General features: G+C 59.9%; 11 protein-coding genes. All 11 read right to left on the reverse strand.

What is annotated here, in order from left to right:
* Position 1 precedes the first annotated feature (1 nt).
* The 11 genes from HPDFL43_RS12075 to nuoF all read right to left on the reverse strand — a co-directional run bounded on the left by HPDFL43_RS12075 (position 2) and on the right by nuoF (position 12,914).
* Positions 2–766, reverse strand: a complete 765-nt coding sequence (locus HPDFL43_RS12075) for a biotin--[acetyl-CoA-carboxylase] ligase (RefSeq protein ID WP_007197624.1) — start codon at positions 764–766, stop codon at positions 2–4.
* A gap of 18 nt (positions 767–784) precedes the next feature.
* Positions 785–2,227, reverse strand: coding sequence for an NADH-quinone oxidoreductase subunit NuoN (nuoN, locus tag HPDFL43_RS12080; protein WP_007197625.1), 1,443 nt, complete (start codon positions 2,225–2,227; stop codon positions 785–787).
* A 21-nt stretch (positions 2,228–2,248) separates the two neighbouring features.
* Positions 2,249–3,760: an NADH-quinone oxidoreductase subunit M gene (locus tag HPDFL43_RS12085; RefSeq protein ID WP_007197626.1), complete on the reverse strand. Its 1,512-nt coding sequence runs from the start codon at positions 3,758–3,760 to the stop codon at positions 2,249–2,251.
* Positions 3,757–5,745, reverse strand: coding sequence for an NADH-quinone oxidoreductase subunit L (gene nuoL, locus HPDFL43_RS12090; protein ID WP_007197627.1), 1,989 nt, complete (start codon positions 5,743–5,745; stop codon positions 3,757–3,759). Before nuoL ends, HPDFL43_RS12085 begins: the two co-directional genes overlap by 4 nt.
* Positions 5,746–5,752: 7 nt before the next feature.
* On the reverse strand, positions 5,753–6,061 hold the full coding sequence (gene nuoK / locus HPDFL43_RS12095) for an NADH-quinone oxidoreductase subunit NuoK (RefSeq protein ID WP_007197628.1): 309 nt from the start codon (positions 6,059–6,061) through the stop codon (positions 5,753–5,755).
* A gap of 26 nt (positions 6,062–6,087) precedes the next feature.
* Complete coding sequence (locus HPDFL43_RS12100; protein WP_007197629.1) at positions 6,088–6,702, reverse strand: NADH-quinone oxidoreductase subunit J; 615 nt, start codon at positions 6,700–6,702, stop codon at positions 6,088–6,090.
* A 145-nt stretch (positions 6,703–6,847) separates the two neighbouring features.
* On the reverse strand, positions 6,848–7,336 hold the full coding sequence (gene nuoI, locus HPDFL43_RS12105; protein WP_007197630.1) for an NADH-quinone oxidoreductase subunit NuoI: 489 nt from the start codon (positions 7,334–7,336) through the stop codon (positions 6,848–6,850).
* A 58-nt stretch (positions 7,337–7,394) separates the two neighbouring features.
* Positions 7,395–8,441 carry an NADH-quinone oxidoreductase subunit NuoH gene (gene nuoH, locus HPDFL43_RS12110; RefSeq protein WP_007197631.1) on the reverse strand — a complete coding sequence of 349 codons (1,047 nt, stop codon included), beginning with the start codon at positions 8,439–8,441 and terminating at the stop codon, positions 7,395–7,397.
* 14 nt (positions 8,442–8,455) lie between these two features.
* Positions 8,456–10,537 (reverse strand): NADH-quinone oxidoreductase subunit NuoG, encoded by a 2,082-nt coding sequence (nuoG, locus tag HPDFL43_RS12115; protein WP_007197632.1) that lies wholly within the window; start codon positions 10,535–10,537, stop codon positions 8,456–8,458.
* A gap of 113 nt (positions 10,538–10,650) precedes the next feature.
* Entirely contained in the window at positions 10,651–11,526 is an 876-nt protein-coding gene (locus tag HPDFL43_RS22170; RefSeq protein ID WP_210165591.1) for an NADH-quinone oxidoreductase subunit E, read from the reverse strand.
* Positions 11,527–11,606: 80 nt separating this feature from the next.
* Positions 11,607–12,914, reverse strand: coding sequence for an NADH-quinone oxidoreductase subunit NuoF (gene nuoF / locus HPDFL43_RS12125; protein WP_007197634.1), 1,308 nt, complete (start codon positions 12,912–12,914; stop codon positions 11,607–11,609).

The raw sequence follows: 12,914 nt of genomic DNA on the forward strand, positions 1-12,914 counted from the left end.
ACTATCCTGTCTGATCATTTTTCGCGGACGCGAAAAACACATCGCCCGAGGCGATCAATTGTCTTGTTCCGTCATCGGCTGCAAGCATCAGCCTGCCTTCGCCATCAATTCCCTCAAACAGACCATGGATTTGCTGGTCTGGCAAATTAACCGTGACCGGATTTCCGATCCCGTCAGCCCGGTCGATCCAGGCCTGGCGGATGCTGCCCAGGCCCCTGCCCTGGTCCCACTGTGCAAGCCTTGCATCCATGGAGACCACCAATTTGGCGAACAGATCCTGCGGCGTAACGGCGCTTCCATGCTCGCGCAGGCAGGTGGCCTTGTAGAGACCGGCGTCGGGCCGGTGGGCGATGTTGAGGCCGCACCCAATCACCACCGCCATGCGGCCATCAGGCAATGTCTCGGACTCAATCAGGATGCCTGCGGTCTTGCCGCCTGAGATCAGAAGATCATTGGGCCACTTGATTCTGAAATTGGCCTGATCCCCCGGCAGCACCGCCGCCACCGCATCATAGACCGCAACAGTCACCGCCAGCGGCAGGCTCGCCATCGCCGCCCAGGGCGCTGGGTCGATCAAAAGCAGCGACGCATAAAGATTGCCAAGTTCCGACACCCAGGGCCGTCCACGCCGGCCACGCCCGCCGGTCTGCCGGTTTGCAGTGACCCAAAGCCCACCCGGATCCCCGGCCCGTGCGCGCTCCATGCACTCGATGCTGGTAGATGCGACATCTCCCAGTTCGATGTGCCGGAAACCGTTCACGTTCATGCGCGACGCCGCGCCATGCTAGAAAAAGGTTTTCGCGGCGACGTCTGCAGCCAGTCCAAGCGGATTGGAAACCACCACATAAAACAGCACGAACAGACCGGACACACCGAAGACCAGCTTCAACTCCCCGGCCACGGGCGCAAAATCACCGGTTGGCTGATCGAACCACATGATCTTGATGATCCGGAGATAGTAATAGGCACCAACAACCGAGGCCAGCACGCCGATGATCGCCAGCGCGTAGAGCTTGGCTTCGATGGCGGCGACAAAGACCACATATTTGCCGAAAAACCCGGCGAGCGGCGGAATGCCTGCCAGCGAGAACATCAAGATGGTCAGCATCAGCGCCATGAACGGATTGGTTGACGACAGGCCGGCCAGATCATCGATCTGCTCGACATTGCCCTCTTCCTTGCGCCGCATCGCGAGAATGCAGGCGAAGGTGCCGAGCGTCATCACCATGTAGATCAGCATGTAGAGGATCACGCCACGCACACCAGCCTGGCTTCCGGCTGCAAGACCGACAAGTGCAAAGCCCATATGCGCAATCGAGGAATAGGCCATCAGCCGCTTGATGTTCTTCTGCCCGATCGCCGCAAAGGCGCCCAGCAGCATCGAGCCGATCGAGATGAACACCACGATCTGCTGCCAGTCGAGCGTAACCGGCTCGAAGGCCTCGATCACGATCCGCACAAGCACCGCCATGGCGGCGATCTTCGGCGCGGCCGCGAAAAACGCGGTGACGGGCGTCGGCGCGCCTTCATAGACATCGGGCGTCCACATGTGGAACGGCACAGCGGAAATCTTGAAGGCGATACCGGCAAGCAGGAACACCAGACCGAAGACGAGGCCCAGTGAACGCTCCTCACCGGCAATCGCGGCAGCAATCTCGTCAAACCCGGTATGGCCGGTGTAGCCATAGACCAACGACGCGCCATAGAGCAGCATGCCCGAGGACAGCGCACCCAGGACAAAGTACTTCAGGCCCGCTTCCGTGGAGCGCGTGCTGTCGCGGTTGATCGCCGCAACCACATAGAGCGCCAGCGACTGCAGCTCGAGGCCCATATAGAGCGCGATCAGATCATTGGCCGAAATCATCAACAGCATGCCGAGCGTCGCAAGCACGATCAGCACGGGGAACTCGAACTTGTCGATCCGCTCCGCCTTGGCATGGCCAACGGTCATCACCATGGCGGTGATCGAACCGATCAGCGCCAGCACCTTCATGAAGCGGGCGAAAGGATCGGACAGGAACGCCCCGTTGTAGGCTTCACCGTCACCGATCACCAGCACCAGCACCAGGCCCGCGGCAATCAGCAGCGCAACGGCCAGGCCATTGACCATGGTCACCGATTTTTCGCCGGAGAAAACCCCGACCATCAGCAGGAGCATCGCCCCGCCCGCAAGCATGAGCTCGGGCAGGGAAAGCTGGAGGCTTGAAAAGAGAATTTCTGGCGTCATGGTCCCGCAGTCTCCGTGGCTCTACTGGGTCGACAGCGCAAGATCGCGCGCCGCCTGCAGGGAAGCCGTGTAATTGTTGATCAGCGCGTCGACCGAAGCCGCCGTCACATCAAGGATCGGCGCCGGGTAGAAACCGAAGAAGATGACCAGCGCAACCAGTGGATAGATGATTGCCTTTTCCCGGCCCGACAGGTCGAGCATGGCTTTCAGGCTTTCCTTCTCCAGCGCCCCGAACACCACGCGACGGTAGAGCCACAGCGCGTAGGCCGCAGACAGGATCACCCCGGTCGCAGCGAAAAGCGCCACCCAGGTGTTGGCCTGAAACACCCCGATCAGCGTCATGAACTCACCGACAAAGCCCGATGTGCCGGGAAGCCCGACATTGGCCATGGTGAAGATCATGAACACCACCGCATATTTCGGCATATTGTTGACGAGCCCGCCATAGGCAGAGATCTCGCGGGTGTGCATCCGGTCATAGACAACGCCGACGCAAAGGAACAAGGCGCCCGAGATCAGCCCGTGGCTGAGCATCTGGAAAATCGCCCCCTGCACGCCCAGTTGATTGGCGGCAAAGATACCCATCGTCACGAAGCCCATATGCGCCACCGAGGAGTAGGCAATCAGCTTCTTGATGTCTTCCTGCATCAGCGCCACCAGCGAGGTGTAGATGATCGCAACAACCGACAGCACGAAAATGAATGGCGCAAAGTCGGCGGACGCCAGCGGAAACATTGGCAGCGAGAACCTGAGGAACCCGTAGCCACCGAGCTTCAACAGAATGCCTGCCAGGATCACCGATCCGGCCGTCGGCGCTTCCACATGGGCATCGGGCAGCCAGGTGTGCACCGGCCACATCGGCATTTTCACCGCGAAGGAGGCAAAGAAGGCCAACCATAGCCAGGTTTGCATTTCGGCCGGGAAGTTGTGCGCAAGCAGGGCGCGGATATCGGTGGTGCCGGCATCCCAGAACATCGCCATGATCGCCAGCAGCATCAGCACCGAACCGGCAAGCGTGTAGAGGAAGAACTTGAAGCTCGCATAGACACGGCGCTTGCCGCCCCAGACACCGATAATGATGAACATCGGAATGAGGCCGGCCTCGAAGAAGATGTAGAACAGCACAATATCGAGCGCGCAGAACACGCCGATCATCATGGTTTCAAGCACCAGGAACGCGATCATATATTCGCGCACACGGGTTTCCACAGAGTTCCAGCTTGCCAGGATGCACAGCGGCATCAGGAAAGTGGTCAGGATCACGAACAGCATCGAAATGCCATCCACGCCCATCGCGTAGGAGAAGCCCGAGCCGGCAAGCTCGATATTCTCCACCATCTGGAAGCCCGGATCGGCATAATCGAAATTCGCCCAGATCAGCAGCGACATGATGAAGGTCGCTGTGGTGCCCAGCAACGCCACCTGACGAATGTTGCGGCGTCCGATCTCGGTGTCATCCTTGATCGGCAGCAAAAACAGCACGCAGATCAGAGGTATGAAGGTGACGACGGACAGAAGAGGCCAATCGGTCATCTAAATGCACTCCCGAGCATCATCCATGTGACTAGCGCTGCAATTCCGATCAGCATCACGAAGGCGTAGTGGTAGAGATATCCGGTCTGCAGTTTGACAACCCGGCCGGTGATGTCCTGAACCCGGGCGGCAATGCCATCGGGGCCATATCCGTCAATGACGCGGCCATCGCCCTGCTTCCACAGGAACCTTCCGAGCCATTTGGCGGGGCGGACAAAGATGAAGTCGTAAAGCTCGTCGAAGTACCACTTGTTGAGCAGGAACTGGTAGAGGAGGCTGTGATCCTCGGCCAGCTGCTTGGGTGTTCCGGGCGAGCGGATGTAGAAGTACCATGCGGTCACAAGCCCCAGAAGCATGGCGACGAACGGGCTCAGCTTCACCCACAACGCGACATGGTGGAACTCTTCCACGATCTTGTTGTCAGGCAACGTAAACAGCGCCGAGCCCCAGAATTCGGTATAGTGGTGACCGAAGAAATATTCCTTGAAGATCACGCCGGCGAACAAGGCGCCCACAGCCAACACAAACAGCGGCACCAGCATGACCGGTGGCGATTCATGGGCGTGATGCATCACGTCTGCAGAGGCCCGCGGCTTGCCATGGAAAGTCATGAAGATCAGCCGCCATGAATAGAAGCTGGTAAACAGCGCCGCGATCACCAGCAAGCCAAAGGCGAAGCCTGCAGCCGGGTTGTGCGCGACATAAGCCGATTCGATGATTGCATCCTTGGAGAAGAACCCGGCAGTGCCGATCACGGTTCCCGGGATGCCGACACCGGTCAGTGCGATCGTGCCGATGATCATCATCCAGTAGGTGATCGGGATCTTCTTCCTCAGGCCACCCATCCGCCGCATGTCCTGTTCATCGGATACCGCGTGGATCACCGATCCGGCGCCAAGAAACAACAGTGCCTTGAAGAAGGCATGGGTGAAGAGATGGAACACGGCAGCGCCATAGGCGCCGATGCCAAGGGCCACGAACATGTAGCCGAGCTGCGAGCAGGTCGAATAGGCAATCACCCGCTTGATGTCATTCTGCACCAGACCGACGGTCGCAGCGAAGAACGCCGTGATGGCGCCGGTGATCACCACCACGGTGAGCGCGTCGACGGAGAGTTCGAACAGCGGCGACATACGCGCCACGAGAAACACGCCGGCCGTCACCATGGTCGCGGCATGGATCAGCGCCGACACAGGTGTCGGGCCTTCCATGGCGTCAGGCAGCCAGGTGTGGAGCAGGAACTGCGCCGACTTGCCCATAGCACCCATGAACAGAAGCAGGCAGACCGCGGTCAGCGCATGCGCCTTGTCGAGATGCATGCCGAACAGCGTGATGACCGCCTCACCCGGCTCTGCACCCTCAACAGGAATGAAATCCGCCGCACCGGCGAAAATCGCGTCATAGGAGATCGAGCCGAACAGCATGAACACGCCGAACATTCCGAGCAGGAAGCCGAAGTCACCCACACGGTTGACGATGAAGGCCTTCATCGCGGCGGCATTGGCGGATGGTTTCTTGTACCAGAAACCGATCAGCAGATAGGAGGCGACACCAACGCCTTCCCAGCCGAAGAACATCTGCAGCAGGTTGTCCGACGTCACCAGCATCAGCATGGCGAAGGTGAACAGTGACAGATAGGCAAAGAACCGCGGCCGGTGCGGGTCGTGATGCATGTAGCCGATCGAATAGAGATGGACCAGCGAGGACACCGTGTTGACCACCACCAGCATGACCGCTGTCAGCGTGTCGATCCTGAGCGCCCAGTCAACGCTGAACGAGCCGGAATCGATCCACCGCATCACCGGCACCCGGATCATTTCGGTTTCACCCATGGCGACCGTGAAGAACGCCACCCAGGAGAGAACGGCCGCGACGATGAGGAACAACGTCGTGACATATTCGGACGCCTTGGCGCCGATGGCACGTCCGCCGAAACCCGCGATAAGCGCGCCGATCAGTGGCAGGAAGACGATAGCTTGGTACATGGCTCTCTCAGCCCTTCATCATGTTGACGTCTTCCACGGCGATGGAGCCGCGGTTTCGGTAGAAGACGACGAGAATGGCCAACCCGATTGCCGCTTCCGCAGCAGCAACCGTCAGGATCAACAGCGCGAACACCTGGCCGACGATGTCATTGAGATGCATCGAGAAGGCCACCATGTTCAGATTGACCGCCAGCAGGATCAGTTCGACCGACATCAGGATCACGATCACGTTCTTGCGGTTCAGGAAGATCCCGAAAATGCCGAGCGTGAAGAGGATCGCGCTGACCGTCAGGTAATGGGAGAGTCCGATTTCCATTCAATTGTTCCTTCACGTCGCCGCGTTCAGATGCCTTGTCCGGGCTTGACCTTGACCACCTCGACGGCAGTCTCGGGTGTCCGGGCGACCTGTTGGTTGATGTCTTGCCGCTTGATGTGTTCGCGATGGCGCAGCGTCAGCACGATGGCGCCGATCATCGCCACGAACAGCACCAGGCCGGCAATCTGGAAGAAGAAGATGTAGTCGGTGTAAAGCACATCGCCGAGTGCCTGGGTGTTTGAGCGTTCGCTCAGCGCCGGTATCGGATTGGCACCGCTGGTGGCCGCCGATGGGCTGAATGCGTTGCCGCCCAGAACGATGATCAGTTCGGCAGCCAGGATGATCCCCACCAGAGCGCCGACCGGCGCATATTCGAGCGCTCCGGATTTCATCTCGGTGAAGTCGATATCGAGCATCATAACCACGAACAGGAACAGCACCGCCACCGCACCGACATAGACCACCAGAAGGATCATCGCCAGGAATTCGGCTCCGGTGAGCAGGAACAGACCGGCCGCGTTGAAGAAGGTGAGAATGAGGAACAACACCGAATGCACCGGGTTGCGCGCCGCAATCACCATGAATGCGGATGCCACTGCCACGAAGGCAAACATATAGAAAAACAGAGCCTGCAGACCCATGATCGGCGCCTTTTCGTCTTTCCCCCGAGTGACAGCGGCGCGTTTGCCCCTGCCCCGAAACAGGCTTTGTGCGGCAACAACCGCGGTCCAGCCCCGTCAAATTTATGGAAACCGCCACATCCCGATGATGCGCCGGCTCCCGGGATTACCTGTAGGGCGAATCGATCGCAATGTTGCGCGCGATTTCCCGTTCCCAGCGGTCGCCATTGGCGAGCAGCCGGTCCTTGTCGTAGTAGAGCTCTTCGCGGGTTTCCGTCGCGAATTCGAAATTCGGTCCCTCGACAATCGCATCCACCGGGCAGGCTTCCTGGCAGAAGCCGCAATAGATGCATTTGACCATGTCGATGTCGTAGCGCACCGTGCGCCGCGTTCCGTCATTGCGGCGCGGGCCGGCCTCGATGGTGATCGCCTGCGCCGGGCAGATCGCCTCGCAGAGCTTGCAGGCAATGCAGCGCTCTTCGCCATTGGGATAGCGGCGCAGCGCATGCTCACCGCGGAAACGCGGGCTCACCGGACCTTTTTCGTAAGGATAGTTCACCGTCGCCTTGGGCTTGAAGAAGTAGCGCATGGAGAGAAAGAACGCGCCAACGAACTCCTTCAGGAAAAGCGATTTTGCGGCTTGAGCCAAGGCCATGGTCAGTCTCCGCGGTTGTCTGGCGCACAGCGCCCGATGGTTGAAATCTTGATCGGCATCATGGGGCAGTCCCCGTCAGCTTGAGCACGAAGGCCACGATCACCAGCATGCCCAGCGAGATCGGCAGGAACACCTTCCAGCCAAGCCGCATCAGCTGGTCGTAGCGGTAGCGCGGCACGAAAGCCTTGACCATGGAGAACATGAAGAACACCAGGCAGACCTTGAGCACAAACCAGATGATGCCAGGCACCCAATTTAGGAACCACACATCCACCGGCGGCAGCCAGCCACCCAGGAACATGATCGTTGTCAGCGCGCACATCAGGACAATCGCCGCATATTCACCGAGCATGAACATCATGTACGGCGTCGAGCCATACTCCACCATGTGACCAGCCACCAGCTCCGATTCAGCTTCGGGAAGGTCGAAGGGAGGGCGATTGGTTTCGGCCAGCGCCGAGATGAAGAAGATGATGAACAGAGGGAACAGCGGCAACCAGTGCCAATCCAGCAGCGAACTTGGCATGCCCACCGAGGTGCCCAGGCCCGTGGCCTGCGCCATGACGATTTCGCTCAGATTGAGCGAACCGACGCACAACAGCACCGAGACGATCACAAAGCCCATGGAGACTTCGTAAGAGACCATCTGCGCCGCCGAACGAAGCGCACCCAGGAACGGATATTTCGAGTTCGACGCCCAGCCGCCCATGATGATGGCGTAAACCTCGAGCGAGGAAATGGCAAAAACGAACAGGATGCCGACATTGATATCAGCGATCACCCAGCCTGCATTGACCGGTATCACTGCCCAGCTGGCCAGCGCAAGGGTCACAGCCAACAACGGTGCAAGCAGAAACACCGCCTTGTTGGCACCCGACGGGATCACTGGCTCTTTGAACACAAATTTCAAAAGGTCGGCAAAGGACTGGAACAGACCCCACGGCCCAACGACGTTCGGACCACGGCGAAGCTGCACGGCAGCCCAGATCTTGCGGTCGGCATAAAGAATGTAGGCAATGAAGATCAGCAGCGCGACCAGCATCAGGACCGATTGCGCCAGGATGATTGCCCCGGGCCAGACATAGTTTGTGATGAAACCGTCCATGGTGTTTCCCGCCCCTATTCCGCCGCTATCGCCTTGGCGGTCTTCGCCAAGGCCGAGCATTCAGCCATCACCGCCGAAGCGCGTGCGATCGGGTTGGTCAAATAGAAGTCTTTGACCGGCGACGCAAACGCCGATTTGTTCATTCGGCCTGCTTTCTTCGCAATTGCGGCAATTGCGGCTGGATCGGCTGTTGAAATCATGTCGATTTCCGCAAAATGCGGGAACTCGGCATAGAGCGCTGCGCGCAGAGCAGCGAGCGAATCATAGGGCAGTTTCTTGCCCAGCACCTCCGACAGGGCCCGAAGCACCGCCCAATCGTCCCGCGCGTCACCCGGCGCGAAAGCCGCGCGGTTGACCATCTGCACCCGTCCTTCTGTGTTGACATAGGTGCCGGATTTCTCGGTGTAGGTCGCAGCCGGCAGGATCACATCGGCATGATGCGCGCCATTGTCGCCATGGGTGCCAATATAGACGGTGAAGCCGGCGGTCTTCTTGGTGAAATCCAGTTCATCCGCGCCCAGCAGGAACAGCACATCAGTGTCGGTCAGCATCTTGCCTGCATCGAGGCCACCCTCGCCCGGCACGAAGCCGAGATCGAGGCCACCAACCCGTGCAGCCGCTGTGTGAAGCACTGCAAAGCCGTTCCAGTCGCCCTTCACCGCGCCAACGGCTTCGGCGAGCTTGGCTGCACTGGCGAGAACGCCCGCGCCATCGCCGCGTGCCAGAGCGCCCTGACCGATGATGATCATCGGCTTCTTGGCGCGCTTGAGCTTGGCCGTGAACTTGTTGCCGCCGTCCACCAGCTCCTTGAGCGTGTCAGGCCCTGCACCAAGATACTCATGCCCATAGCGCAGATCGGCGGCTTCCCCGATCAAACCGATCGGCAACTCGCCCATGCGCCAGCGCTTGCGGATACGCGCATTGAGGATGGCAGCCTCGCGGCGCGGATTGGAGCCGATGATCAGAATCGCGTCAGCATCTTCAATGCCTTCGATGGTCGGGTTGAAGACATAGCCTGCACGGCCCATCGACGGGTCAAGCGCCGCGCCATCCTGACGGCAATCCATGTTGGACGAGCCCAGTGATGTCATCAGCGACTTGAGCGCGAACATCTCTTCAACGGTGGCCAGATCGCCTGCGATCGCACCGATTTTCTCCGGTTTGGCTGCGGACACCGCCTTGGCGATCGCGCCGAACGCATCGCCCCAGGAAGCAACTTCCAACTTGCCATTGCGGCGCACATAGGGCCGATCAAGGCGCTGGGTGCGCAAACCGTCCCAGATGAAGCGGGTCTTGTCGGAAATCCATTCCTCGTTGATCGCCTCGTTGACGCGCGGCATCACCCGCATCACTTCCCGGCCACGGGTATCCACCCGGACCGCCGAACCGCAGGCGTCCATCACGTCGATGGATTCGGTCTTGTTGAGCTCCCACGGCCGCGCCTGGAAGGCATAGGGCCGCGAGGTCAGCGCGCCGACCGGGCAAAGGTCAATCACATTGCCCTGCATCTCCGAGCTCATCGCATGCTCGAGATAGGTGGTGATTTCCGCATCCTCACCACGGCCGATCAGGCCGAGCTCGGAAATGCCAGCCACTTCGGTGGTGAAACGAACACAGCGCGTGCAGTGAATGCAGCGGTTCATGATCGTCTTGACCAGCGGCCCGATATATTTGTCTTCAACCGCGCGCTTGTTTTCCTCATAACGCGAGTTGTCCATGCCGAACGCCATGGCCTGGTCCTGCAGGTCGCACTCGCCGCCCTGGTCGCAGATCGGGCAATCAAGCGGATGGTTGATCAGCAGGAACTCCATCACGCCTTCGCGGGCCTTCTTGACCATCGGCGTGTTGGTGAACACTTCAGGCGCCTCGCCGTTCGGGCCGGGCCTCAGGTCGCGCACGCCCATCGCACAGGATGCGGCGGGCTTGGGCGGTCCGCCCTTCACCTCGACCAGGCACATGCGGCAATTGCCGGCAATCGAAAGCCGCTCGTGAAAACAGAACCGCGGCACCTCCGCACCGGCCTCCTCACACGCCTGCAACAGCGTGTAGTGGTCCGGCACTTCGATCTCGTTTCCATCAACCTTGATCTTGGCCATGCAAGCAGTCCTGTCTTTGCAGGCGACCATTGGGGCCGCGCGCCATCCCTTGAAGGGACCTGATTGTCGTCTCTCCGGGCGACGGCGCACGCCGCCCGAAACTATTCATCCTGTCAGGCGATCTTGCCGCCCTGGCCCAATGTCCGCGCCTGGGAAATCCAGTCGTCACGGTCAATACGGCCCTTGAATTGCAGGTAATCGTCAACCCAGGCGATTTCCTCCGCCTTCCAGTCAGCGATCTGCGCAAATGTCCAAATGCCAAGCCCGTTGAGAACCTGCTCGAGCTTTGGTCCCACGCCTGAAATCAGCTTGAGATCATCCGGGCCATCCGGCTTTTCGATCTCTGCCGGGCGGCGGAAATCTTCCGGCTCCAGAGCAGGCGCGGCAGCGGGTGCAGCAGCGTTGGCCGATGGTGCGGTTTCACTGGCAGCCGCAGCAGCAATCTTTGCATCCGACTTGAGCTTCTCGACCACCGCAACCGCACCCTCGTCGGAAGGCGTTGACTTCGCCTTTGCCGGGGCTGCGGGTTTGGACCTGGCCGGAGCTGCTTTGGCCTTGACGGTCTTTGCTGCCGGTTTGGCTTCCGGCACGTCCTTGGCCGCCTTCGCAGACGGCTTCAGCTCGACAATGTCAGCCGATTTGGCTTTTGCCTGGGGCCGTGCTGCGGTCTTGGCCACAACCGGAGCGGCATCAGTCTCTTCCGGGGCAAGGTCCTCGGCAAAGACCGGGAACATCCAGCTCAGATCAGGCTTCGAGCCCAATGCGGCTCCCTGGCTCTGCATCGCCGCCTGCATTGCGCCGGTCATCATTCCGGCCATCTGGCCAGCCATACCGAAACCGATGGCGGTCGCCGCCGCCGCCGCACCCAACGGATAGACCATGAGCGGCGAGACGGGCATCTCTTCCACTTTGGTCCAGTTGGTCATGGCACTCATCGATTTCATCATTTCATTCATGTTCATGTCTGCGGGAAAAGAAAACATCGACATCAGTCTCTCCTTAGTCGGTTGTTGGCTCTTATCCCCTGTGACGTTTCCCTAGGTATGCCGGGCCCGGCGTTGCAGGCCTCTTATTCCGCCGCTTCCAGCCGCGTGTTGCAGCTTTGAACGGCATTGCGTGTGTATTGATCGATCCGTGCTTCCATCTCGGGACGGAAATGCCGGATCAAGCCCTGGATCGGCCATGCCGCCGCGTCGCCAAGCGCGCAGATGGTGTGGCCTTCGATCTGCTTGGTGACATCAAACAGCATGTCGATTTCGCGCTTCTGCGCATTGCCTTTGACCATGCGGTCCATGACCCGCATCATCCAGCCGGTGCCCTCGCGGCAAGGCGTGCACTGGCCGCAGCTCTCGTGCTTGTAGAAGGCCGACAGTCGCCAGATCGCTTTGACCACATCGGTCGACTTGTCCATGACAATGACTGCAGCCGTGCCAAGGCCCGATTTGAGGTCACGCAGGCTGTCAAAATCCATTGGCGTGTCGACGATATCGGCTCCAGGCACCAGCGGCACAGAAGACCCGCCGGGAATGACCGCCAGCAGATTGTCCCAGCCGCCGCGGATGCCGCCGCAATGGGTGTCGATCAGCTCGCGGAACGGGATCGACATTGCCTCTTCGACCGTGCACGGCGTGTTGACGTGGCCGGACACGCAAAACAGCTTGGTGCCGGTGTTGTTGGGCCGGCCGATGCCAGCAAACCAGGCGCCACCGCGGCGCAGAATGGTCGGCGCAACCGCGATCGATTCCACATTGTTGACGGTCGTCGGGCACCCATAAAGGCCAACATTGGCCGGGAAAGGCGGTTTCAGCCGCGGCTGGCCCTTCTTGCCCTCAAGACTTTCAAGCAGCGCAGTCTCTTCGCCGCAGATATAGGCACCGGCGCCATGGTGCACATAGACATCCATGTCGTAGCCAAGCTTGGAATTCTTGCCCAGAAGGCCTGCTTCGTAGCATTCGTCGATCGCCGCCTGCAGCGCTTCACGCTCGCGCATATATTCGCCGCGGACATAGATGTAGGTAGCATGCGCGCCCATGGCGAAACCGGCGATTACACAGCCTTCGATCAGCGTGTGCGGATCGTGTCGCATGATGTCGCGGTCCTTGCAGGTGCCCGGCTCGGACTCATCGGCATTGATGACGAGATAGTGCGGACGCCCATCGCTCTCCTTGGGCATGAACGACCATTTCAGCCCGGTCGGGAACCCTGCCCCGCCACGGCCGCGCAGGCCCGAGGCCTTCATCTCGTTGATGATCCAGTCACGACCCTTTTCCAGGATCCCCTTGGTGCCATCCCAATGGCCACGCGCCATCGCGCCCTTGAGCGACTTGTCGTAGACGCCGTAGATATTGGTAAAGATCCGGTCTTTGTCAGCTAGCAT

The organism is Hoeflea phototrophica DFL-43, from assembly GCF_000154705.2.
Classification (GTDB): domain Bacteria; phylum Pseudomonadota; class Alphaproteobacteria; order Rhizobiales; family Rhizobiaceae; genus Hoeflea; species Hoeflea phototrophica.

Excerpts from the sequence above, each read along its gene's own strand:
- HPDFL43_RS12075 (WP_007197624.1), bottom strand. The coding sequence starts at position 766 with ATGAACGTGAACGGTTTCCGGCACATCGAACTGGGAGATGTCGCATCT.
- nuoN (WP_007197625.1), bottom strand. The coding sequence starts at position 2,227 with ATGACGCCAGAAATTCTCTTTTCAAGCCTCCAGCTTTCCCTGCCCGAG.
- HPDFL43_RS12085 (WP_007197626.1), bottom strand. The coding sequence starts at position 3,760 with ATGACCGATTGGCCTCTTCTGTCCGTCGTCACCTTCATACCTCTGATC.
- nuoL (WP_007197627.1), bottom strand. The coding sequence starts at position 5,745 with ATGTACCAAGCTATCGTCTTCCTGCCACTGATCGGCGCGCTTATCGCG.
- nuoK (WP_007197628.1), bottom strand. The coding sequence starts at position 6,061 with ATGGAAATCGGACTCTCCCATTACCTGACGGTCAGCGCGATCCTCTTC.
- HPDFL43_RS12100 (WP_007197629.1), bottom strand. The coding sequence starts at position 6,702 with ATGGGTCTGCAGGCTCTGTTTTTCTATATGTTTGCCTTCGTGGCAGTG.
- nuoI (WP_007197630.1), bottom strand. The coding sequence starts at position 7,336 with ATGGCCTTGGCTCAAGCCGCAAAATCGCTTTTCCTGAAGGAGTTCGTT.
- nuoH (WP_007197631.1), bottom strand. The coding sequence starts at position 8,441 with ATGGACGGTTTCATCACAAACTATGTCTGGCCCGGGGCAATCATCCTG.
- nuoG (WP_007197632.1), bottom strand. The coding sequence starts at position 10,537 with ATGGCCAAGATCAAGGTTGATGGAAACGAGATCGAAGTGCCGGACCAC.
- HPDFL43_RS22170 (WP_210165591.1), bottom strand. The coding sequence starts at position 11,526 with ATGTCGATGTTTTCTTTTCCCGCAGACATGAACATGAATGAAATGATG.
- nuoF (WP_007197634.1), bottom strand. The coding sequence starts at position 12,914 with ATGCTAGCTGACAAAGACCGGATCTTTACCAATATCTACGGCGTCTAC.